The following is a 20,616-nucleotide window of genomic DNA, read 5'->3' as shown; positions in this document are numbered from 1 at the left end:
AGATAAGAACATGAAGTTACTGTCGTTTTGCGCCAAAGTCATGGCTGGCGTGGTCTGCGGGCTCATCTTGCATGGCGCGGCCATTGCCAAGGCTGATTCGAACAAGATATTGCATCTGTCCTTCGAAGCGGCGGACGATGGCTTCGACTTGACACGCACCAATAGCCTATACACCAACTGGCTGGCAGAAGGGGTATTTGAAAGCCTGTTGGCGTACGACTATCTGGCGCGGCCCGCCAAATTGATCCCGGGCGTCGCGGAGGCGATGCCGGAGATCAGCGAAGACGGCAAGACCTACGTCTTCCATATCAAGAAGGGCGTCTATTTCACGCCGGATCCGGCTTTCAAGGGCCAGCGCCGCGAACTGATCGCAAATGATTTCGCTTACGCGATCAAGCGCCACCTCGATCCGAAAAATCATTCGACGCAGGCTGAGGCCTTCACCGGCAAGATCGTTGGACTGGATGAACTGGCAGCCGAGGCGCAAAAGACCGGCCATTTCGACTACGACAAGCTGATCGCCGGACTGGAGACGCCCGACCGCCATACCTTGCGGATCCGTCTGCGAGCGCCGAATACGACCCTGGTCTACCACCTCGCCAATGCGAAGGCGGCGGCGGTTGCGCGCGAAGTCGTGGAAATGTATGGCGACGATATCGGCCAACATCCGGTCGGCACGGGCCCTTACATGCTCAGGCAGTACGTACCGCGCAGCAAGATCGTACTAGTCGCCAATCCCGACTATCGCGGCTTTGTGTGGGACTTCACATCATCGGGCGACAAATGGGATGAGAAGATCATTCACGACATGCGCGGCAAACAAATGCCGCAGGTCGGCCGGGTCGAAATCAATATCATCGAGGAAGAACAATCGCGCTGGCTTGCTTTCGACAGCGGACAGCTCGACCTGGAACAACTGTCCGATTCGGCATCACCCAAGGTGCTCGATGGCGACAAGCTGAAACCGGCCTACAGCGCCAAAGGCATTACGCTGTATCGCTATGCCGAACCCGGCGTTACGCGGACCTTTTTCAATTTCAGGGACCCGGTGGTAGGCGGCTTCAGCAAGGAAAAAATTGCGTTGCGCCGCGCCATCGCAATGTCGTACAACCTCAACGAGGAAATCGCGCAGGTGCGCTACGGTCAGGCCATCAGGGCGCAATCGTTCGTTCCTCCTGGCGTGGCCGGCTACGATCCGAGCTATCGGACCAGCGTCGGCTATGACCCGGACTTGGCGATCAAACTGCTGGATCGGTTCGGTTACAAGATAGGCGCCGACGGTTATCGCACCACACCCGACGGCAAGCCGCTGACGATCAAGATACATTCCGCGCCAAAGACCCGTGATATCGCGATGATGGAAATCTGGAAGCGTTCGCTGGACAAGATCGGCATACGCACGGAATTCCCGGTCAGCGGATTTGCCGATAACCTGAAGGCGGCGTACCGCTGCGAATTGCCGATGTTCGGCCTGGGCGGCACCGCAGGTATTCCGGACGGCAGCGACTTTTTCGAGTCGTATTACGGACCCAACTCGTTGCAAGGCAATATGGGTTGCTATCAATCGCCGGTTTTTGACGACGCGTATCGCAAGGCGGCCCAGCTGCCCGACGGTCCGGAGCGGCAAAAACTGTACACCACCATGCAACGGCAAATGGAAGCCGATACGGTACACATGCTGGCTTTATGGCGCTTGCGCAACTGGCTGGTTCAACCGTGGGTCAAGGGCTTCAAAAAACACCCGATCCTGAATGCCGACTGGCAGTATCTCGACGTGGAAAAACATTAAATCAAGTCGGCCATGCGCAATGCACAGGTCGCTGCTGTATATGAGGATAGACAAAAAATGACATCACATTGGTTACGCAAAATGTTTGCGGCCTGCCTGGTTTGCAGTTTGCCCATGAGCGCTTCGATTGCCGGCTCGGCCGACCCTGCCAAGGTATTGCGTTATGTGTTCATCGCAGGCGAGACCGGCTTCGACCCTGCCAAGTCGAACGACCTCTATTCTTCGCATGTGACCCAGGCGATTGAGGAGGCGCTTTACACCTACGACTATCTGGCGCGACCGGCAAAACTGGTACCGCTGACTGCCGCCGCACTGCCTGAGGTGACAGACGAGGGCAAGACCTACACCATCCGCCTGAAAAAAGGCATCTACTTCACGCCTGATCCGGCCTTCAACGGCAAGAAGCGTGAGTTGACGATGGCCGATTACGTGTATTCGTTCAAGCGGCTGATGGATCCTAGACTCGGTTCGCCCAACGCGTGGCTGTTCGACGGGCGCGTGGTCGGCCTGGACGAACTGGTGGCTGCCGGCAAAAAGAGCGGCAAGTACGATATCGATGGCAAGGTCGCGGGATTCGAATTGCTCGATCCCTACACCTTGCGGATTCATCTGACGCACCCTGACTACAATCTCGGCATGATCCTGGCGCATACGCCGTCCGGTGCAGTGGCGCGCGAGGTGGTCGAGAAATACCAGGACGCACAAGGACTGGTCATGGACCATCCGGTCGGCACCGGCCCCTACATGCTGACGCAATGGGTGCGCCAAGCACGCATCGTGCTTGAAGCCAATCCCGACTACCGCGGCCTGACCTGGGATTTTCAGGCCGGCAGCGATCCGGAAGACCAGCGCATCGTGGCTCAGATGAAGGGCAAGAAAATTCCGCAGATCGGCCGGATCGAGATCAGCGTGATGCTGGAAGACCAGTCGCGCTGGCTGGCGTTTCAGAACCGCGAAGTGGACCTGTTCCAGCTGGAAGGGCCACTGGCGCCGAAGGCACTCGCGGGTGGCAAGCTGCTGCCGGAGCTCGCCGCCAAGGGCGTGCAGCTGTCGCGCATCATCGACCCCGAAACCAGCGTCTATTACTGGAATATGCAGGACTCGGTGACCGGCGGCTTCAGCAAGGAAAAAATCGCGTTGCGCCGGGCGATGGCGATGGCGCACAACGTGCAGGAAGACATCGACATCATCTGGCACGGCGAGGCAGTGGCACTGGAATATCCGATCCCGCCCGGTATCGTCGGTCACGATCCAGCCTACAAGAGCAGCATCCAGTATGACTTGCCGGCGGCCAATGCCTTGCTCGACAAATTTGGCTACAAGAAGGACTCTGATGGCTGGCGCACGCTGCCTGATGGCAAACCGCTGGTAATCCATTACACGGCCCGCAACGATTCGAACGGCCAGCAACAATCGGAAATCTGGAAAAAAACCTATGATTCGATCCATATTCGGATGGAAGGGGATTCGAAGCCGTTCCCGGACATCCTGAAGGCGGAGAAGCAGTGCAAGCTGCAGATGCGGACCAATCCCTGGATCGCCGACTTCCCGGACGGCGACAATTTCATGCAGCTGTACTACAGCAAGAACATCCACCAGACCAATAACGGCTGCTACACCAGTCCGGAGTTCGACAAGCTCTATGAGCAGACGCAAAAGCTGCCCGCCGGCCCCGAGCGCGATCTGCTGTACCACAAGATGACGCGTATCCTCGAAATCGATACACCGCAGCGCCTGGGTTATGCCCGTTACCGCAACATGCTGGCACAGCCGAAAGTAATCGGTTTCAAGAAGCATCCAATTCTGAATCAGGAGTGGCTGTACATCGATATCGACAAGAGCAAATAAGTCGGGGTTTCACGCGCTACGCAGTAGTTTGAAATGAAGTCAGAACAAACAAAAAATATAAGAGGAGGAGCATGAAACCATCATCGTTGTTCTTGTCCGTCAGCGCAGCGCTGATTTCGCTGACGACCGGTCCGGCAATCGGCCAGACTACGGAGCGGCCCTTGATCCCGATCCTGCGGGCCGGCGAAATCAGCGCGCGTTGCGATCTTGGGCTGGTGGGTTTGCGCAAGCAGGTGGCCGCACTGGAACAAATGCCGGCCGCCAAGGCGCATCACGCCAAGACCGTGTTCGCGGTCTGGAACCAGCTGCAGATGGCGATCGAAGATTTGCAGGGGCCGGTCGATTTGCTCAGTAATGTGTCACCGGATGCCAAGGTGCGCAGCGAATCGGAGCCCTGCCTGGTCGACATCAATAAATTCGCCACCGAGTTGCTCCAGAACCGGACACTGTACCGGCGCTTCAAGTCGATCAAGGGCGATGCGATCGAGACCAAGCTGCGCCAGGATGTGCTGGATGGATTTGATGATGCCGGCGTGTCGTTGCCGCCCGAAAAGCGGGTGCGAATGAAAGCGATCGTGGTACGGCTGGAAATGCTGGGCCAGGAATTTGCGCGCAACGTGCGTGACAACAATCAGAAATTGAGCTTCAGCGCCGACGAAGTCAAAGGCTTGCCGGCCGACTACCTGGCCAAGGCGAAGCGTGACGACCAGGGCAATTACCTGCTCGGTTTCGAATATCCTGAATATAACCCGTTCATGGAATATGCCGACAGCAGCGAAGCGCGCGAGCGCTTCCAGTTTGCGTATGCCAATCACGGCACGCCGAAGAATCTGCCGCTGTTGAAAGAGGCCATGGCCCTGCGGCGCGAGATGGCGGCCCTGTTCGCTCTGCCGAGCTACGCCGACTTCGTGGTGCGGCGCCGGATGGCCAGCACCCCAGCCACCGTCAATACCTTTTTGGGCGAAGTGCAGCAGGCTGTGACCAGCAGCGAGCAGAAGGAGATCGAGGAGCTGCGCGCATACAAGGCGCAAACCCTGAACACGCCGTTGGCCGACACCAAACTGAATCGCTGGGATGTGGCGTACTGGCAGCAAAAGCTGAAACAGTCGCGCTACAACGTCGATCAGAATGCATTGCGCAAATATTTCCCGACGGATGCCGCGGTGCCGTGGATACTGGACGTCTCCAGCAAGTTGTACGGCATCGAATTCAAGCCGGCCGAAGTGCCGGTCTGGCATGCCGATGTGAAGTATTACGATGTGTTCAATGCGGCCAATCATCAGCGTATCGGCGGTATTTACCTCGACCTGTTCCCGCGCGAAGGCAAATACGGACACGCGGCGGCCTGGCCGGTGCGCGGTGTCAGCACGGTGGCAGGGCGCACCCCGATTTCGGCCTTGGTCACGAACTTCGATCGCGTCGGCTTGAGCGGCGATGAGCTGGAAACCCTGGTGCATGAATTCGGCCACGTGCTGCACGGCGTTCTGTCGCACACGCGTTATGTGTCGCAATCGGGTACCAGCGTCGAGCGTGACTTCGTCGAAGCCCCATCGCAAATGTATGAAGAATGGGCACGCCGCAAGGAGTCCTTGCAGCTGATGGCCGGTTTCTGCAAGCCCGGCTGTCCTGAAATCGATGACCAGATACTGCAGCGCATGACCGCCGCCCACAACTACGGGCGCGGCATCCGTTACGCGCGCCAGCTGCTGTATGCAAGGTACGACATGGCGCTGCATAACGGAACCAGTGACGATCCGCTGGTAGTCTGGCAAAAAATGGAAGGTGCAACGCCGCTGGGTTACGTGGCCGGCACCGAATTCCCGGGACAGTTCGGACACCTGATGGGCGGCTATGCGGCCGGTTATTACGGTTATATGTGGTCCGAAGTACTGGCGCTGGACATGCTGTCGCGTTACCACGGCAAATTGATGAATCCCGAAGTCGGCCAGCTCTACCGCAAGTCGATTCTGGAGCGGGGGAGTGAGTTGCGTGGCGCTGATCTGGTACGTGGTTTCTTAGGCCGCGAATCCAACAGCAAAGCGTTTTTTGATGAAATTGCCGGCCATCGTCTGCAGTAAAGGAAATCCATGTTCGCTTATATATTACGCCGCTTGTGGCAAATGGTGCCGACCATGCTCGGCGTCATCCTGCTGGTCTTCATTCTGTTCAACTGGGTTGGTGGCGATCCGGCCTACATCCTGGCCGGCAAGATGTCGAATCCGGAACAGATCGCCAATATCCGTACCCAGCTAGGCATCGACCAGCCGTACTACGTGCAGTTGTGGATTTTCATCAAGCAGATCGTGACCTTCGATTTCGGCAGCAGCTGGAGTACCGGCGAAAAAGTGTCAAGCATCATCGGCAGTCGACTGGGACCATCGCTGACGGTGCTGATTCCGCTGACCATACTGGAAACTTTCATCGCGATCGCGCTGGCGCTGGGCGTGGCCTACGTGCGTGGCTCGTTGACCGACCGCATGGTGATGGTCGCCTGCACCGTCGGCATGTCGGTCAGTATTTTGGTCTACATCATCGTGTTCCAGTACTTTTTCGCGTACAAGCTCGGCCTGTTCCCGGTCCAGGGCTGGGGTGACAGCCTTAGCGAGAACCTGCTCCACTACTCGATCCTGCCGATCATCATTCTGCTGGCGGTCGGTATCGCTCCCACCTTGCGTCTGTTCCGTACCTTCATCCTGGACGAAATCAACCAGGACTACGTCCGCACGGCGCGTGCCAAGGGCATGAAGGAAGGCCGCATCATGTGGGTCCACGTATTGCGCAACGCGTCGATTCCCATCATTACCTATGTGATGTCGAATCTGCCGGCATTGCTGATCGGCGCCTTCCTGGTCGAGCGCTTTTTCTCGATTCCGGGGATCGGACGCGAAGTAATTCTGGCGGTCGAACGCAGCGATTTTCCTGTGATCAAGGCGATCACGGTGTACGTCGCCGCAGCCACCATGGTGTTCAATTTGTTGACTGACCTGATGTACCAGGCGGTCGATCCACGCGTTCAGTTGAAGTAGGAATTCTGGAAATGTCGAATAGTCAAACTCAAGTTTCGCCCGGACTGTGGGCGCTGGCATGGCGGCGTCTGCGTGCCGATAAAGTGGCCATGATTTCCATGACCGTGGTGGTCGTGTTCCTGCTGACGATCCTGGCTTCATTCACTGGCGTGGTCGCCGCCGACTGGTCGGACGAAGTCGGCGTCAATTACGCGCCGCCTGGCTTCGTGGGTGCCGACAGCGCCGCCGCGCACCCGAATGCGCCGCTCGCCAAAGAAGAAGCATTGCCGGAAAATCCGCTCGATCCACTGGCTGATGTAATCCGCGAACTGCGCGCACAGAGCGGCAGTTCGGCGCCGGTGGTCGTCAATGACTATGGCATCCCGGATCCGCTGGCCAAGGAAATGGCCGAAATTCGCCATGACCTGGCGAAAGCCGGGGTCAAGACGGTGGCTGTGCGCCAGGCGACCCTGCCTTTCGGCGCCGACAAGTGGGGGCATGACATCGTCAAGAAAACCATCAAGGGCGCCGAAACCTCGATCGTGGTGGGTCTGGTTGCGGCCTTGCTGGCGACCGTACTCGGCACATTGTTTGGCGCCTTGTCCGGGTACTACGGCAAATGGGTCGATGACTTTTTCAACTGGTTCTACAGCATCTTCACCTCGGTGCCTTATTTGCTGCTGATCCTGTCGGTGGCCGCGGTATTGCAGAAGAAAGGCGTGTTGACCATCGTGCTGATTCTCGGCCTGACCGGCTGGACTGGCGCCTACCGCCTGATCCGCGCGGAATACATCAAGCACAAGTCGCGCGAATACGTGATGGCGGCCGATGCGATTGGTGCCTCGCACTGGCGCAAGATGTTCTCGCATATTTTCCCGAACATCAGCCACGTCGCGCTGGTGCAGATGTCGATCCTGGTAGTGGGTTTCATCAAGTCCGAGGTGATTTTGAGCTTCCTCGGTTTCGGTGTGCCGGTCGGCGTGGTGTCGTGGGGCAGCATGCTGAACGAAGCACAAAATGAATTGATTCTTGGCAAGTGGTGGCAGTTGGTTGCGGCCAGTATCGGGATGGCGGTGCTGGTGACAGCGTTCTCGCTGTTCACCGATGCGCTGCGCGACGCACTCGATCCGAAGCTGAAATAAGGAACCGTCATGAATCAAGAGAACCAAAAACCATTGTTGCAAGTACGCGATCTGCGGGTTCAGTTTCGCCTGGATAAAAAGCATTCGACGTTCGAGGCGGTCAAAACCATTTCATTCGATATACCGCACAATTCGACGGTCGCACTGGTCGGCGAATCGGGCAGCGGCAAATCGGTCAGCTCGCTGGCGGTGATGGGCCTGCTGCCGATGGACACCACCATCATTGATCCAAAAAGCCGGATCGAATTCGAGGGCCGCAACCTGCTCGAGTTGTCGGTTACCCAGCGCCGTGATCTGTGCGGCAAGGAAATCTCGATGATTTTCCAGGAGCCGATGTCGTCGCTGAACCCGGTATTTACGGTCGGCTTCCAGATCGGCGAAGTGCTGCGCCAACACATGGGCATGAACGCAAAACAAGCCCGCGCCCGTTCGATTGAACTGCTGGAAGAGGTCGGCATCCCGGACCCGAAAACCAAGATCGACGCCTACCCGAGCCAAATGTCGGGCGGGCAGCAGCAACGTGTGATGATCGCGATGGCGATCGCGTGCGAACCGAAATTGCTGATCGCCGACGAGCCGACCACTGCGCTCGACGTCACGATCCAGAAGCAGATCATGGACCTGATCGCAGCGCTGCAAAAAAAGCACGAAATGTCGGTGTTGTTCATCACGCACGATCTGGGCCTGGTCGGCGAGATCGCCGATCACGTGATCGTGATGCGGCATGGTGAGATCCGCGAAAAGGGCGAAGTCCACCAGATTTTCCAACAGCCGCAGGATGCGTATACCAAGGCGCTGTTGCGTTGCCGTCCATCACTCGATAGCCGGCCATGGCGCTTGCCGGTGATTGCCGACTACATGAACGGCCATGGCGAGCCGGAGATCGTGCTGAAGGAGCGCAGCCGCGGCTACCTGCCGAATGAAGCGAATCTGCTGGAAGTCAAAAACCTGAGCAAGAGTTTTTACACGCGCGAAGGCCTGTTCGGGCGCAAGGAATTCCAGGCGGTCAAGGATGTGTCTTTTGTACTGCCACGTGGCAAGACCATCGGTGTGGTCGGCGAGTCCGGTTCGGGCAAGACCACGGTCGGCCTGACACTGCTGCGCCTGCACCAGGCGACCGGCGGCCAGGCGCTGTTCGAAGGCAAGGACCTGATCTCGATGCCCGAGAAGGAGTACATGCACTACAAGCGCCGGATTCAAATCATTTTCCAGAATCCCTATGCGTCGCTCAATCCGCGCTTTACCGTTGGTCAAATTCTGCTCGAGCCCATGCGGATCCACAGCATCGGCGCCGACGATCAGGAACGTTCGGAGATGGCTTACCAGTTGCTGAAACGGGTCGGTTTGCCGGAGACCGCATTCCATCGCTATCCACACGAGTTCTCAGGCGGTCAGCGCCAGCGTATCGCGATCGCGCGCTGCCTGACCATGAAGCCGGAGATCCTGGTGTGCGACGAGTCGGTATCGGCGCTCGACGTGTCGGTGCAGGCACAGGTGCTGAACCTGTTGCAGGACCTGCAGGATGAATTCGGCATGAGCTATATCTTCATCTCGCACGATCTGTCCGTGGTCAAATACATCGCCGACCAGGTGATGGTGATGCATCAGGGGAAGGTGATTGAAATGGCTAATTCGGATGAGCTGTATCGCAATCCGACGCAGCCATACACCCGCGCACTGCTGAGCGCGATCCCGCGCGGTCTGCATGGCTGAGGGTGCGTGACTGAAATGGACGGTGGCGAGCCTGACGGTGTGCCGCCGTTTTTTTTTGGTGGCTGCGGTCGCGCCGACCGTTTAGGTCGGGGGCCTAGGTCAGCGGGGCGATTGCATGAAGATTGTTGCTGGCTAAGGCTGCTCGCTCATTCCCCCTGCAAGGGGGCGCGCCGTAGGATGGGTGTAACCCATCACCCACGTCCGCAATGATGGGTTGCACCCATCCTACGTGCTAACACTCCGCCTACAAGGGAGAGGGGAGCGAACTCAATCCGGAAGCACCAATGTTCATGCGGATCTTCATGCGGTGCTTCGCATGAGGGGAGCTGAGAAAGAGCCTAGCAAGGCGCGATTTCTTCAGAGTCTGGTCCAGCGCCAGTCAGCGGGCAAGCTACGCGCCCAATTCTCAACACATTTAGAGTATGTGGCAATTCTCATCGAAAATACTGCGGAGATGGCATCATGTCTAGTGGAGTATCTGTTGACCCTATGCTCGGAAACAGGTACACCTGCGAAACCTGATTCAGATTTCCAGGTGCGTGATCGGACCACCAGGGCCGCGTTTTAAAATTACGATTTGCCGCCCATCAACTTGCCGAGCATGCCGGAAATATCGCCAAGGCCGCCTTCCGGTAGCTGCCCGTTCGGGGTCAGCTGATTGATCAGGTTCGGCAGCATGTCTGCCAGATGACCGGCCGCGCTGTCGTGCGACAGTCCCGCTGCGTCGGCCAGTTGTTGCAATTGACCGTCGCCCAGCGCCTGCTGGACCTGATCGGCCGAAATCGGCTGGTTCTCGCCTGTGCCGACCCACGAATTGACCGCATTACCCAAGCCGGCGTTCCGAAACGCGCCCAGCACGCCTTGCAGGCCGCCGCCCTGGCTGCTATTAGCCAGCATCGCGAGGGCCGCTTGCAGCAGCATCGATTTCGGGTCATTTTGCTGCCCCTCTTGACCACCGCCCAACATACCGAGTGCCATATCTAACAGTCCCATTGCATTTCTCCAGGTTAAAAAGGTATCGGAATATTTACGTTACAACAGTTTGCAAAAAGACTGCAATACCCCACCGCGCCGGGAGCTTTTACAGGCCGTCCCAGCTGGCGCCGACCACGGCCAACGCCGTCAGGCCGGCGGTTTCGGTGCGCAGTATGCGCGGCCCCATCGACAAGGCCAACGCACCTTGTGCACAGGCGGCGTTTTCTTCGGCTTCGGTGAAGCCGCCTTCCGGGCCGATTATCAGCGAGATCGCCTGCGGCGGATGATGGCGGGCCCAGTCGGTGAGCGAGAGGTCGGCGCGCGGCGTCAGCAGGATGCGGCGATGCAGGTCCTGCTGGCGGATCCAGCCATTGAAATCGGCCAGCTCCGCCAGGTGCGCGACCCGGTTGCGACCGCTTTGCTCGGAAGCGGCGACGATAATTCCTTGCCAGTGTTCGTGCCGTTTCGTGGCCCGTTCGGCCGATAGCCGCACCACGCAACGCTGCGCACTGAGCGGCTGGATACCGGCAGCGCCCAGCTCAATCGCTTTTTCGATAATCCAGTCCATCTTGGACGCCTCCGGCAGCGCCTGCGCCAGGGTGATCGCATACGGCAATTCGACTTCGCGCGGCGTAAATGCCTTGACTTCGGCGCTGACGCGCTTCTTCTCGATGCTGGCGAGGGTCGCAGTATATTCGCCGCCTTCGCCATTGAACAGGGTGACCGGATCGCCGAGGTTCAGGCGCAGCACTTGCACATGATGGGCCACCGCATCCGGCAGTGCGATCTGGGCACCGATGAACAGCGCGATTGGGCAATAGAAACGTGGCATCGGTTATTTCTTCTGCAGCGAGCCGAAGCCCCAGCGAAAACCGTTGATGTCGTCCACCATGCAGTACCGTTCGCCCCAGAACATATCGTCCGGTGCCATGATCGAGTTGCTGCCGGCTGCCAGTGCCTTGTTATAGCTGGCGTCAACATCGGGTACATACAGATAGAACGACAGCGGCGGTTCAATGCCGAGCGTTTTGGGCGCCTTCGCGCTCATGCCGAACACGTTTTCAGACGCAAACATGATGACCTGTTCGCCATCCAGCCCCATTTGAACATGGACGATCTGCTGGTCTTGTTCGTGCTTGTAGATCAGGTTGAAACCGAAGGCCGCTTCATAGAAAGCGATCGATTTTCCGGCGTCCTGGACCGTCAGGTAGGGCGTCAATGCCGGTGTCTGGGGCGGACGAAATGTTGACATGATGGCATTCCGGTAAAAAAGGGGAAGACGTCAATTCTAATTCCGATTCGGGATCCGATTGCAGCTCTCTGGTAAAATACCCGGCTTTGCGGCGGCATTCATGCTGCATCCGCACCTTTGTGCGTATGGGTGTTTTTGCTGCGCTGCGCCCAGTTTCCATTCTGCTCAATCTGCTAATAGCTGTTAATCAGCTTCGCCATCCATGACCACCATGACTTCCACGCTCCCGACCACCAAGATGGCCAATGCAATCCGTGCATTGGCGATGGACGCAGTACAAAAGGCCAACTCCGGGCACCCCGGCATGCCGATGGGGATGGCTGACATCGCCGTCGCCCTTTGGTCACGTCACTATCGCCACAACCCGGCCAATCCGCACTGGATCAATCGCGACCGCTTCATCCTGTCGAACGGTCATGGATCGATGCTGCACTATGCATTGCTGCACCTGTCGGGTTACGCGCTGTCGATCGAAGACATCAAGCAGTTCCGCCAGCTGCATTCGAAAACCGCCGGCCATCCTGAAGTGCACGTCACGCCGGGCGTCGAAACCACCACCGGCCCGCTCGGCCAGGGTTTGACCAATGCGGTCGGCATGGCGCTGGCGGAATGGCTGTTGGCGGCAGAATTCAACCAGAGCGGTTTCGACGTGGTCGACCATCACACCTACGCCTTCGTCGGCGACGGCTGCCTGATGGAAGGCATTTCGCATGAAGCCTGTTCGCTGGCCGGCACCCTGCGTCTGTCGAAACTGATTGTCATGTATGACGATAACGGCATCTCGATCGACGGTCGCGTCGAGGGCTGGTTCAAGGACGATACGCCAATGCGTTTCGAGGCATACGGCTGGAACGTGATCCGCGCGGTCGATGGTCATGATGTCGACGCGGTCGATGCCGCCATCGCCGCTGCGAAAAAATCCGACAAGCCGACCCTGATCTGCTGCAAGAGCGTCATCGGCAAGGGCGCGCCCAACCTGCAGGGCGGCGACAAGGTCCACGGCGCCGCGCTGGGCGACATCGAAGTTGCCGCCACCCGCGCCGCCATGGACTGGCCGTATGCGCCGTTCGAGATCCCGGCTGACGTCTATGCCGCCTGGGATGCCAAGGCGCAGGGCCTGCAGCAGGAAGGCGAGTGGGATGCCTTGTTCCGGGCCTACGGCGAGCGTTATCCGCAACAGGCCGGTGAACTGCTGCGCCGCATGAGCGGCGAGCTGCCGGCCAATTTCAACGCCACCGTGCAAGCGTATATCGCATCGTGCGTTGATAAAAAAGAAACCATCGCGACGCGCAAGGCCAGCCAGAACGCGATCCAGGCGCTGGCGCCGGTGCTGCCGGAATTCCTCGGCGGCTCGGCCGACCTGACCGGTTCCAACCTGACCAACTGGAAGGAATGCGTCGCCGTGCGCGTCGACCAGCCGGGTAACCATATCAACTACGGCGTGCGTGAATTCGGCATGAGCGCGATGCTGAACGGGATCGCGCTGCATGGCGGTTATATCCCGTTTGGCGCGACCTTCCTGACCTTCTCCGACTACAGCCGCAATGCATTGCGGATGGCGGCGCTGATGAAGCTGCGTTCGATTTTCGTGTTCACCCATGACTCGATCGGTCTCGGCGAAGACGGCCCGACCCACCAGTCGGTCGAGCATGTATCGAGCCTGCGCCTGATCCCGAATCTGGACAACTGGCGCCCGTGCGACACGGTGGAATCGGCAGTGGCATGGTCGCACGCGGTGACCCGCCGCCACGGTCCGTCGACCCTGATTTTCTCGCGCCAGAACCTGCAATACCAGGAGCGGACGGCCGAACAGATTACGCATATCCATCGTGGCGGTTACGTGCTGAAGGACGCGCCAGATGCGAAGGCGATCCTGATCGCGACCGGTTCTGAAGTCGAACTGGCCGTCAAGGCCGCCGACGAGTTGGCCAAGCAGGGCGTGCCGGTGCGGGTAGTGTCGATGCCGTCGACCGACGTGTTCGATCGTCAGGATGCGGCCTACAAGGCCAGCGTGCTGACCAAGGGCCTGCCGCGCGTCGCGGTCGAAGCCGGCGTCACCGACTTCTGGTACAAGTACGTCGGTCTGGACGGCGCGGTGATCGGTATCGACACCTTCGGCGAATCGGCGCCGGCCGGCGTGCTATTCAAGCATTTCGGCATCACCGTCGAGCATGTGGTCGATGCGGTCAAAAAGACGCTCGGCTGAGGCGGTCATGACAGCGGTCAAGCAAATCAGTCTGCGGCGCGCCACCGTGGCCGATGCGGCGGCGATCGCGGCGGTGCGCATTGAAAGCTGGCGCTCGACTTATCGCGGCATGATTCCGGATGCCTATCTGGATGGCATGAAGCTGGAAGACAGTAGCGCGCACTGGGCCAGGATACTCGGCGCCGGGAGCGACGCGATCTGCGTGTTTGTGGCCGAATCCGAAGGCGAGGTCATCGGCTTTGCATCCGGCATGATGCTGAAGGAAGAAAAGCTGGGCATGAATGCCGAGCTGACCGCGATCTATCTGCGGCCGGCCTTGCAACGCTCGGGCATCGGGCGCCGCATGCTGCAGAAAATCGCGCGGGTTTGCCAGGCCCAAGGCGCGACCGGTTTGCTGGCGTGGGTCATTGCCGGCAACCAGCCGGCGCGCCAGTTCTACCAGCAGCTCGGGGCCGCGCAGCTGGTCGAGCAGCCATTTAGCTGGGACGGCATGGACTTGATGGAAGTGGGCTATGGCTGGCGCGATCTGACCGCACTGGCAACACTGCCGGCAGCGCCGCCGGGTTTGCATTAGTTTGCCGTCAGGTGTAATTGGATCCGTGTTCCGCAAAGATTTTGTGTTTATTTTTGAACTTGTTTATCTTAATTTCTTGGAGATAAGAGCATGACTATTCGTGTCGCAATCAATGGCTACGGCCGCATCGGCCGCAACATCCTTCGCGCCCACTACGAAGGCGGCAAAAAGAATGACATCCAGATCGTCGCCATCAACGACCTCGGCGATGCACAATCGAATGCTCACCTGACCCGCTACGACACCGCGCACGGCAAGTTCCCCGGCACCGTCACGGTCGATGGCGACTATATGATCGTCAATGGCGACAAGATCAAGGTGTTGGCCCAGCGCAATCCTGCCGACCTGCCATGGGGCGAGTTGAACGTCGACGTCGTGCTGGAATGCACCGGCTTCTTCACCACCAAGGAAAAGGCATCGGCCCACATCGCCGGCGGCGCCAAAAAGGTCATCATTTCCGCACCGGGCGGCAAGGATGTCGATGCGACAGTGGTATTCGGCGTCAACCAGCACGTGCTGAAAGCGACCGACACCGTGATCTCGAATGCATCGTGCACCACCAACTGCCTGGCACCGCTGGCCAAGCCGCTGAACGACAAGATCGGTCTCGTCAACGGCCTGATGACCACCGTCCACGCCTATACCAACGATCAGGTGCTGACCGACGTGATGCACGAAGACCTGCGCCGCGCCCGCTCTGCCACTCAGTCGATGATCCCGACCAAGACCGGCGCCGCTGCCGCAGTCGGTCTGGTGCTGCCGGAACTGAACGGCAAGCTCGACGGCTACGCGATCCGCGTACCGGTGATCAACGTGTCGATCGTCGACCTGTCCTTCATCGCTGCACGCGACACGACCGCCGATGAAGTCAACGCGATCATGAAGGACGCGTCCGAAGGCGCCTTGAAGGGCATCCTGACTTACCAGACCGAGCCGCTGGTATCGATCGACTTCAACCACAATCCGGCCTCGTCGAACTTCGATTCGACCCTGACCAAGGTCTCTGGCCGCTTGGTGAAAGTATCCTCGTGGTACGACAACGAGTGGGGTTTCTCGAACCGCATGCTCGACACGACCGTTGCATTGATGGCCGCGAAGTAATCCATCGCGCAATGTCGCAGTGCGGCGCTGGTGCTGTCTAGCCGTATTTGAAGCGCTCCAGCGCCGTTACTCGGCCTGAAAATCAAAATGCCCCTGCGGCACGCTGTTGCGAACAGCGTGCCGCAGGGGCATTTTTTTTGCGACTTGATTTTATATACTGCCTGTAGAGATATTGATTTCCGCAATGATATTGCGAGAAGTTTGCATATACTCTGCAAATAATCGCTGCAGTCGCGTTCCAGCGATGGAACTATGTGCCGGGATATAACGCCGTTCAGTTAAAGCAATTTTTATGCTTATGCGCTTCCTTCGATACGGGGCATTGCCCCTACTCAGGACGAACGGTTTCCTTTAAATTTCACAAACATCCGTTCGTCCTGAGTAGGAACGCAGTTCCGTATCGAAGGAAGCTTCTGAACAGCAAATGTTGTTAACTGAACGGTATTACCCGCGTGTATGAAGTTTGCGGCCAGTCAGGACGGTCGCGGCCATCGCGATTGCATCCTTCGGTGTCACGGAGAAGGGCTAGTAGACGCCACCTTGCGCCAGGACAAGGTTTGTGCAGACTCACGTCCGCCCGCTGTTGCGGTATTGGATACCATCAAAGCGACCACCACTTCATACAGCTGGCTTCGTCGCACGCCAATAGGTGCATTGCCGCCGAGTCTTGCCAGGCGACTTGAAAAAGCGGGCCGCAGTAGGGCTCCAGTGGCATGCAAAGCATCCCGCCTCTTCCCTTTCTCTGGGGAAAATCGCGTCAAAATACGCTGATATTTCATTTTCAACTTCAAATTGTACCGATATTTTGAGAATTCAGTTGACATTTGATTTATCAGGTCGTAAATTGTAATCTATCTTAAATATTGGAACTCACCGTACCATTTTCAATAACTCTATCACATCAGGAGACAAAATATTATGACCGATCACGTACAAGGGGCGAATCGCACAGTAACCGTTGGCCTGCAGAAGATGACCCCGTCCGAAGCGATGGTGGAAACCCTGGTGGCCAACGGCGTGACCGACATGTTCGGCATCATGGGCTCGGCCTTCATGGATGCGATGGATATTTTTGCGCCGGCCGGCATTCGCCTGATTCCGGTGGTGCACGAACAGGGCGGCGGCCACATGGCGGACGGCTACGCGCGCGTGTCCGGGCGCCATGGCGTGGTGATCGGCCAGAACGGCCCCGGCATCAGCAATTGCGTCACCGCCATTGCCGCCGCGTACTGGGCCCACAGCCCGGTAGTCATCATCACCCCGGAGACCGGCACCATGGGCATGGGCCTGGGCGGTTTCCAGGAAGCGAACCAGTTGCCGATGTTCGAGGAGTTCACCAAATACCAGGGGCATGTGACCAACCCGGCCCGCATGGCCGAGTTCACCGGCCGCTGCTTTGACCGCGCGATGTCGGAAATGGGCCCGACCCAGCTCAATATCCCGCGCGACTATTTCTACGGTGAAATCAAGGCCGAGATCCCGCAGCCGAGCCGTCTGGACCGTGGCGCGGGCGGCGAGAAGAGCCTCGACGATGCCGCCGCGCTGCTGGCGGACGCCAAGTTCCCGGTCATCATTTCCGGCGGCGGCGTGGTGATGGGCGATGCGATCGAAGAATGCAAGGCCTTGGCCGAACGCCTGGGCGCACCGGTCGTCAACAGCTATTTGCACAATGATTCGTTCCCGGCCAGCCACCCGCTGTGGACCGGCCCGCTCGGTTACCAGGGTTCCAAGGCGGCCATGAAGCTGATGGCGCAGGCCGACGTGGTGATCGCGCTCGGTTCGCGCCTGGGACCGTTCGGTACCTTGCCGCAACACGGCATGGATTACTGGCCGAAGAATGCCAAGATCATCCAGATCGATGCCGATCACAAGATGCTGGGCCTGGTCAAGAAGATCTCGGTCGGTATCTGCGGCGACGCCAAGGCGGCCGCGACGGCGCTGACCCAGCGCCTGGCCGGCAAGACGCTGGCGTGCGATGCCACCCGTGCCGCGCGGGCAGCGACGATCCAGGCCGAGAAGGATGCCTGGGAGAAGGAGCTCGATGGCTGGACCCACGAGAAGGATCCGTTCAGCCTGGACATGATCGAAGAGCAGAAGCAGGAAAAAACGCCATTTGGCGGCACCTACCTGCATCCGCGCCAGGTGTTGCGCGAACTGGAAAAGGCGATGCCGGACGATGTGATGGTGTCGACCGATATCGGCAACATCAATTCGGTGGCCAACAGTTACCTGCGCTTCGAGAAGCCGCGCAGCTTCTTTGCGGCGATGAGCTTTGGCAATTGCGGTTATGCGTTCCCGACCATTATCGGCGCCAAGGTGGCGGCACCGCACCGTCCGGCGGTGTCGTATGCCGGTGATGGCGCCTGGGGCATGAGCCTGATGGAAACCATGACCTGCGTGCGCCACAACATTCCGGTGACGGCGGTGGTGTTCCATAACCGGCAGTGGGGTGCGGAGAAGAAGAACCAGGTGGACTTCTATAACCGCCGCTTCGTGGCCGGCGAACTGGAGAACCAGAGCTTTGCCGGGATTGCGAAAGCGATGGGGGCCGAAGGCATCGTGGTGGACAAGCTGGAAGACGTCGGACCGGCGCTCAAGAAAGCGATCGACCTGCAGATGAACGAGGGCAAGACCACCATCATCGAGATCATGTGCACCCGCGAGCTGGGCGATCCGTTCCGCCGCGATGCCCTTTCCAAGCCGGTCCGCCTGCTGGAAAAATACAAGGACTATGTCTGACATTGGCATACAACGGTAAGCCGACGACACCAAAGAGAGCTTGCGATGGTTGATTGTTTCTCATCCGGGCAGGCTCTCGACTTGCCGTGTGTCGCGCTCGGGAGTTGCAGTTCCGCGATTGATTGGGTATGCGGTCTTCCGGGCAGGCCTGTAGCGTCAAATTTTTATATGTGCATTGTTGCGAGTTTTGTTGCATGGATAGCAATAACTAAAATATCTCGGAAAAAAACATGAAATAGACAGTTTTATGAGATATTTTTGTGACATGACGTGTTTTCAGTGTTAAATTCATATAAATATTAAATTTCAGAATATAAAGTACCATTTTTGTAAATATTGAATTGCGAGACAAATACATGAGTAACCAACTACCCCAAACCAAGAATGAAGTGAACGAGGAATTCCTGCAGGCTTTCGGCGCAGCCTGGAACCGTCACGATATTGACGCGCTGATGGGCTTCATGGCGGACGATTGCGTATTCCACGCTGCCGCCGGTACTGAATTGTTTGGCAAGAGTTTCGAGGGACGCGAGGCGGTGCGCGCAGGCTTCCAGCTTGCCTGGCAGACTTTTCCTGATGCTGCCTGGCTCGACGCCAATCATTTTGTCTGCGGCGATCGCGGCGTATCGGAATGTACCTTCAGTGGCACCAAGGCCGACGGCACCCGGATCGAAGCGCGCATGGTGGACGTGTTTACTTTCCGCGACGGCAAGATTAGTGTGAAAAACGCGTTCCGCAAGGATCGTCCTCCAGTCGCCAAGGTCGGCAGCTGAGTCCATATAACCATCGCGACTGAATCGAGAACCGATCATGGATATAACTGCCGACAAGCGGATGCCGGATTCCGGCCACAGCACTGGCCCATCGAAACCGTATGACCCGGCATACGATCCGCTAGCTTCCGACAGTCCCGGGGAAGGACGGGATTATGCGCCGACGTACTGGATCGGCACCGCCGGCGAACCGCCCTCGGACGATGGCCCTATCACGCATGATATTGACGTGGATGTTGCCATCATCGGCTCGGGTTTCACCGGCCTGACCTGTGCGATTTTCCTGGCGCAGGAACATGGGATCAAGGCTACCGTGCTGGAGGCCAACCGGGTCAGTTGGGGCTGCAGTACCCGCAATGGCGGACAGGCCCAATGCAATTCCGGACGTCTCAAGCGTTCGCAATGGATTGAGCGCTATGGCCTGGACACCGCGCTCAAGCTGCACGCGGAAATGTGCGACGCCATGGATACTTTCAAGGGGCTGATCAAGGACATCGATTGCGATCCGCAGCCCGGCGGTCACTTGTATATTGCGCATCGCGCAAAAGTCATGCCGGCACTGGAAAAAGAAGCCAAGCTGCTGCGCGAAGTGTTCCACTACGATGCGCGCATTCTCGATGCCGATACCGTCAAGCGTGAATACGTCGACGACAAAGAAGCGATGGGCGCAATGCATGAGCCGGAAGGTATCGGCATCCATGCCGGCAAGCTGGCGTTCGGCTACCTCAGGAAAGCCCGTGCGTTGGGTGCCAAGGTGCATCCGTCAAGCCCGGTACTAGGCTGGGAAACCCGCAATGGGGTGCACTATCTCAAGACTCCCGGCGGCATAGTGCGTGCTCGCGCGGTGGCGGTTGCCACTGGCGGCTATACATCGCAAGGCTTGCATCCCGAGCTCAAGAATCGTCTGTTGCCGATCCTGTCGAATTCCATCGTTACCCGGCCACTCACCGCAGCCGAGCGGGCTGCCTGCAATTTCCGTACTACCCAGGTGATCACGGATACCCGCGTGCTGCGGCATTACTATCGCCTGATGCCCGACGGACGGGTGCAGATCGGCAGTCGCAGCGCCATCACCGGCAATGATGCGCCACAAAAAAAATATGAAAATTTCTTGATTGGCGACTTGCATCGCAAGTTTCCAGCACTGGCAGGAATCGCAATTGATTATTCCTGGTGGGGCTGGGTTGACGTCAGTCACGACATGATGCCGCGTATTGTGCAACCTGATCCAATGCAAACGATCTTTTATGCACTTGGCTATGGCGGCAATGGCGTGATGTACTCGGCCCAGGCTGGACGCCGCATGGCGCAGCGCATCGCTGGAGACAAGGGGGTCCCCGAATTGCCAATTTTCGGTTCCAGGCTGCCTTTTCCTAACGTACTCGAAATGGTCGAATCACAAGCTTTCGCTCCGTTTCGTCGTTTGGGACAGAGTGTCCTGTATCGCTGGTATCACCTGAAAGACGAGGTGTTGTAATTGCAATAAAGCTCTCCGGCCA

Annotated in this window: 16 protein-coding genes; 12 read left to right on the top strand and 4 right to left on the bottom strand. The window is 58.2% G+C overall.

What is annotated here, in order from left to right:
• Nucleotides 1–10 precede the first annotated feature (10 nt).
• The 6 genes from ACFOFO_RS02500 to ACFOFO_RS02475 all read left to right on the top strand — a co-directional run bounded on the left by ACFOFO_RS02500 (nt 11) and on the right by ACFOFO_RS02475 (nt 9,497).
• The gene (locus ACFOFO_RS02500) at nt 11–1,789 is read left to right on the top strand and encodes an ABC transporter substrate-binding protein (protein WP_390330754.1); all 1,779 of its coding nucleotides are present in this window, start codon (nt 11–13) and stop codon (nt 1,787–1,789) included.
• Between the two features lie 114 nt (nt 1,790–1,903).
• Entirely contained in the window at nt 1,904–3,637 is a 1,734-nt protein-coding gene (locus tag ACFOFO_RS02495; RefSeq protein ID WP_390322868.1) for an ABC transporter substrate-binding protein, read from the top strand.
• 71 nt (nt 3,638–3,708) lie between these two features.
• Nucleotides 3,709–5,715 (top strand): M3 family metallopeptidase, encoded by a 2,007-nt coding sequence (locus tag ACFOFO_RS02490; RefSeq protein ID WP_390330753.1) that lies wholly within the window; start codon nt 3,709–3,711, stop codon nt 5,713–5,715.
• 9 nt (nt 5,716–5,724) lie between these two features.
• Nucleotides 5,725–6,663, top strand: a complete 939-nt coding sequence (locus ACFOFO_RS02485) for an ABC transporter permease (protein ID WP_390330752.1) — start codon at nt 5,725–5,727, stop codon at nt 6,661–6,663.
• An 11-nt stretch (nt 6,664–6,674) separates the two neighbouring features.
• Nucleotides 6,675–7,784: an ABC transporter permease gene (locus ACFOFO_RS02480; protein ID WP_390330750.1), complete on the top strand. Its 1,110-nt coding sequence runs from the start codon at nt 6,675–6,677 to the stop codon at nt 7,782–7,784.
• A gap of 9 nt (nt 7,785–7,793) precedes the next feature.
• Complete coding sequence (locus tag ACFOFO_RS02475) at nt 7,794–9,497, top strand: ABC transporter ATP-binding protein (RefSeq protein WP_390322870.1); 1,704 nt, start codon at nt 7,794–7,796, stop codon at nt 9,495–9,497.
• 570 nt (nt 9,498–10,067) lie between these two features.
• Here the strand turns inward: ACFOFO_RS02475 and ACFOFO_RS02470 are convergent.
• From ACFOFO_RS02470 to ACFOFO_RS02460, 3 genes are all read right to left on the bottom strand, one after another.
• On the bottom strand, nt 10,068–10,490 hold the full coding sequence (locus ACFOFO_RS02470; RefSeq protein WP_390322871.1) for a YidB family protein: 423 nt from the start codon (nt 10,488–10,490) through the stop codon (nt 10,068–10,070).
• A gap of 88 nt (nt 10,491–10,578) precedes the next feature.
• Nucleotides 10,579–11,304 carry a 16S rRNA (uracil(1498)-N(3))-methyltransferase gene (locus ACFOFO_RS02465; protein ID WP_390322872.1) on the bottom strand — a complete coding sequence of 242 codons (726 nt, stop codon included), beginning with the start codon at nt 11,302–11,304 and terminating at the stop codon, nt 10,579–10,581.
• Between the two features lie 3 nt (nt 11,305–11,307).
• Nucleotides 11,308–11,724 (bottom strand): VOC family protein, encoded by a 417-nt coding sequence (locus ACFOFO_RS02460; RefSeq protein ID WP_390330748.1) that lies wholly within the window; start codon nt 11,722–11,724, stop codon nt 11,308–11,310.
• Nucleotides 11,725–11,935: 211 nt separating this feature from the next.
• Here ACFOFO_RS02460 and tkt point away from each other — a divergent pair, with 211 nt between their 5' ends.
• From tkt to gap, 3 genes are all read left to right on the top strand, one after another.
• Nucleotides 11,936–13,930: a transketolase gene (gene tkt / locus ACFOFO_RS02455; protein WP_390322873.1), complete on the top strand. Its 1,995-nt coding sequence runs from the start codon at nt 11,936–11,938 to the stop codon at nt 13,928–13,930.
• A 7-nt stretch (nt 13,931–13,937) separates the two neighbouring features.
• Nucleotides 13,938–14,504, top strand: a complete 567-nt coding sequence (locus ACFOFO_RS02450; protein ID WP_390330745.1) for a GNAT family N-acetyltransferase — start codon at nt 13,938–13,940, stop codon at nt 14,502–14,504.
• Nucleotides 14,505–14,594: 90 nt separating this feature from the next.
• Nucleotides 14,595–15,605 carry a type I glyceraldehyde-3-phosphate dehydrogenase gene (gene gap / locus ACFOFO_RS02445; protein ID WP_390322876.1) on the top strand — a complete coding sequence of 337 codons (1,011 nt, stop codon included), beginning with the start codon at nt 14,595–14,597 and terminating at the stop codon, nt 15,603–15,605.
• Nucleotides 15,606–16,117: 512 nt separating this feature from the next.
• Here the strand turns inward: gap and ACFOFO_RS02440 are convergent.
• Nucleotides 16,118–16,429: a hypothetical protein gene (locus tag ACFOFO_RS02440; protein ID WP_390322877.1), complete on the bottom strand. Its 312-nt coding sequence runs from the start codon at nt 16,427–16,429 to the stop codon at nt 16,118–16,120.
• Between the two features lie 94 nt (nt 16,430–16,523).
• On the opposite strand from ACFOFO_RS02440, the gene xsc reads away from it, so the two are divergent.
• The 3 genes from xsc (at nt 16,524) to ACFOFO_RS02425 (ending at nt 20,594) form a co-directional block, all read left to right on the top strand.
• A complete protein-coding gene (xsc, locus tag ACFOFO_RS02435; protein WP_390322878.1) occupies nt 16,524–18,344 on the top strand; it encodes a sulfoacetaldehyde acetyltransferase in 1,821 nt (606 codons plus the stop codon).
• A 356-nt stretch (nt 18,345–18,700) separates the two neighbouring features.
• The gene (locus ACFOFO_RS02430) at nt 18,701–19,117 is read left to right on the top strand and encodes a nuclear transport factor 2 family protein (protein ID WP_390322879.1); all 417 of its coding nucleotides are present in this window, start codon (nt 18,701–18,703) and stop codon (nt 19,115–19,117) included.
• Nucleotides 19,118–19,154: 37 nt separating this feature from the next.
• On the top strand, nt 19,155–20,594 hold the full coding sequence (locus tag ACFOFO_RS02425; RefSeq protein WP_390330743.1) for an NAD(P)/FAD-dependent oxidoreductase: 1,440 nt from the start codon (nt 19,155–19,157) through the stop codon (nt 20,592–20,594).
• Nucleotides 20,595–20,616: the final 22 nt, after the last annotated feature.

This window comes from Pseudundibacterium arcticum, from assembly GCF_042646465.1.
Lineage (GTDB): Bacteria > Pseudomonadota > Gammaproteobacteria > Burkholderiales > Burkholderiaceae_D > Undibacterium_A > Undibacterium_A arcticum.
Note: the sequence above shows the minus strand (reverse complement) of the source record. Positions and strands in the feature narration are given on the sequence as shown.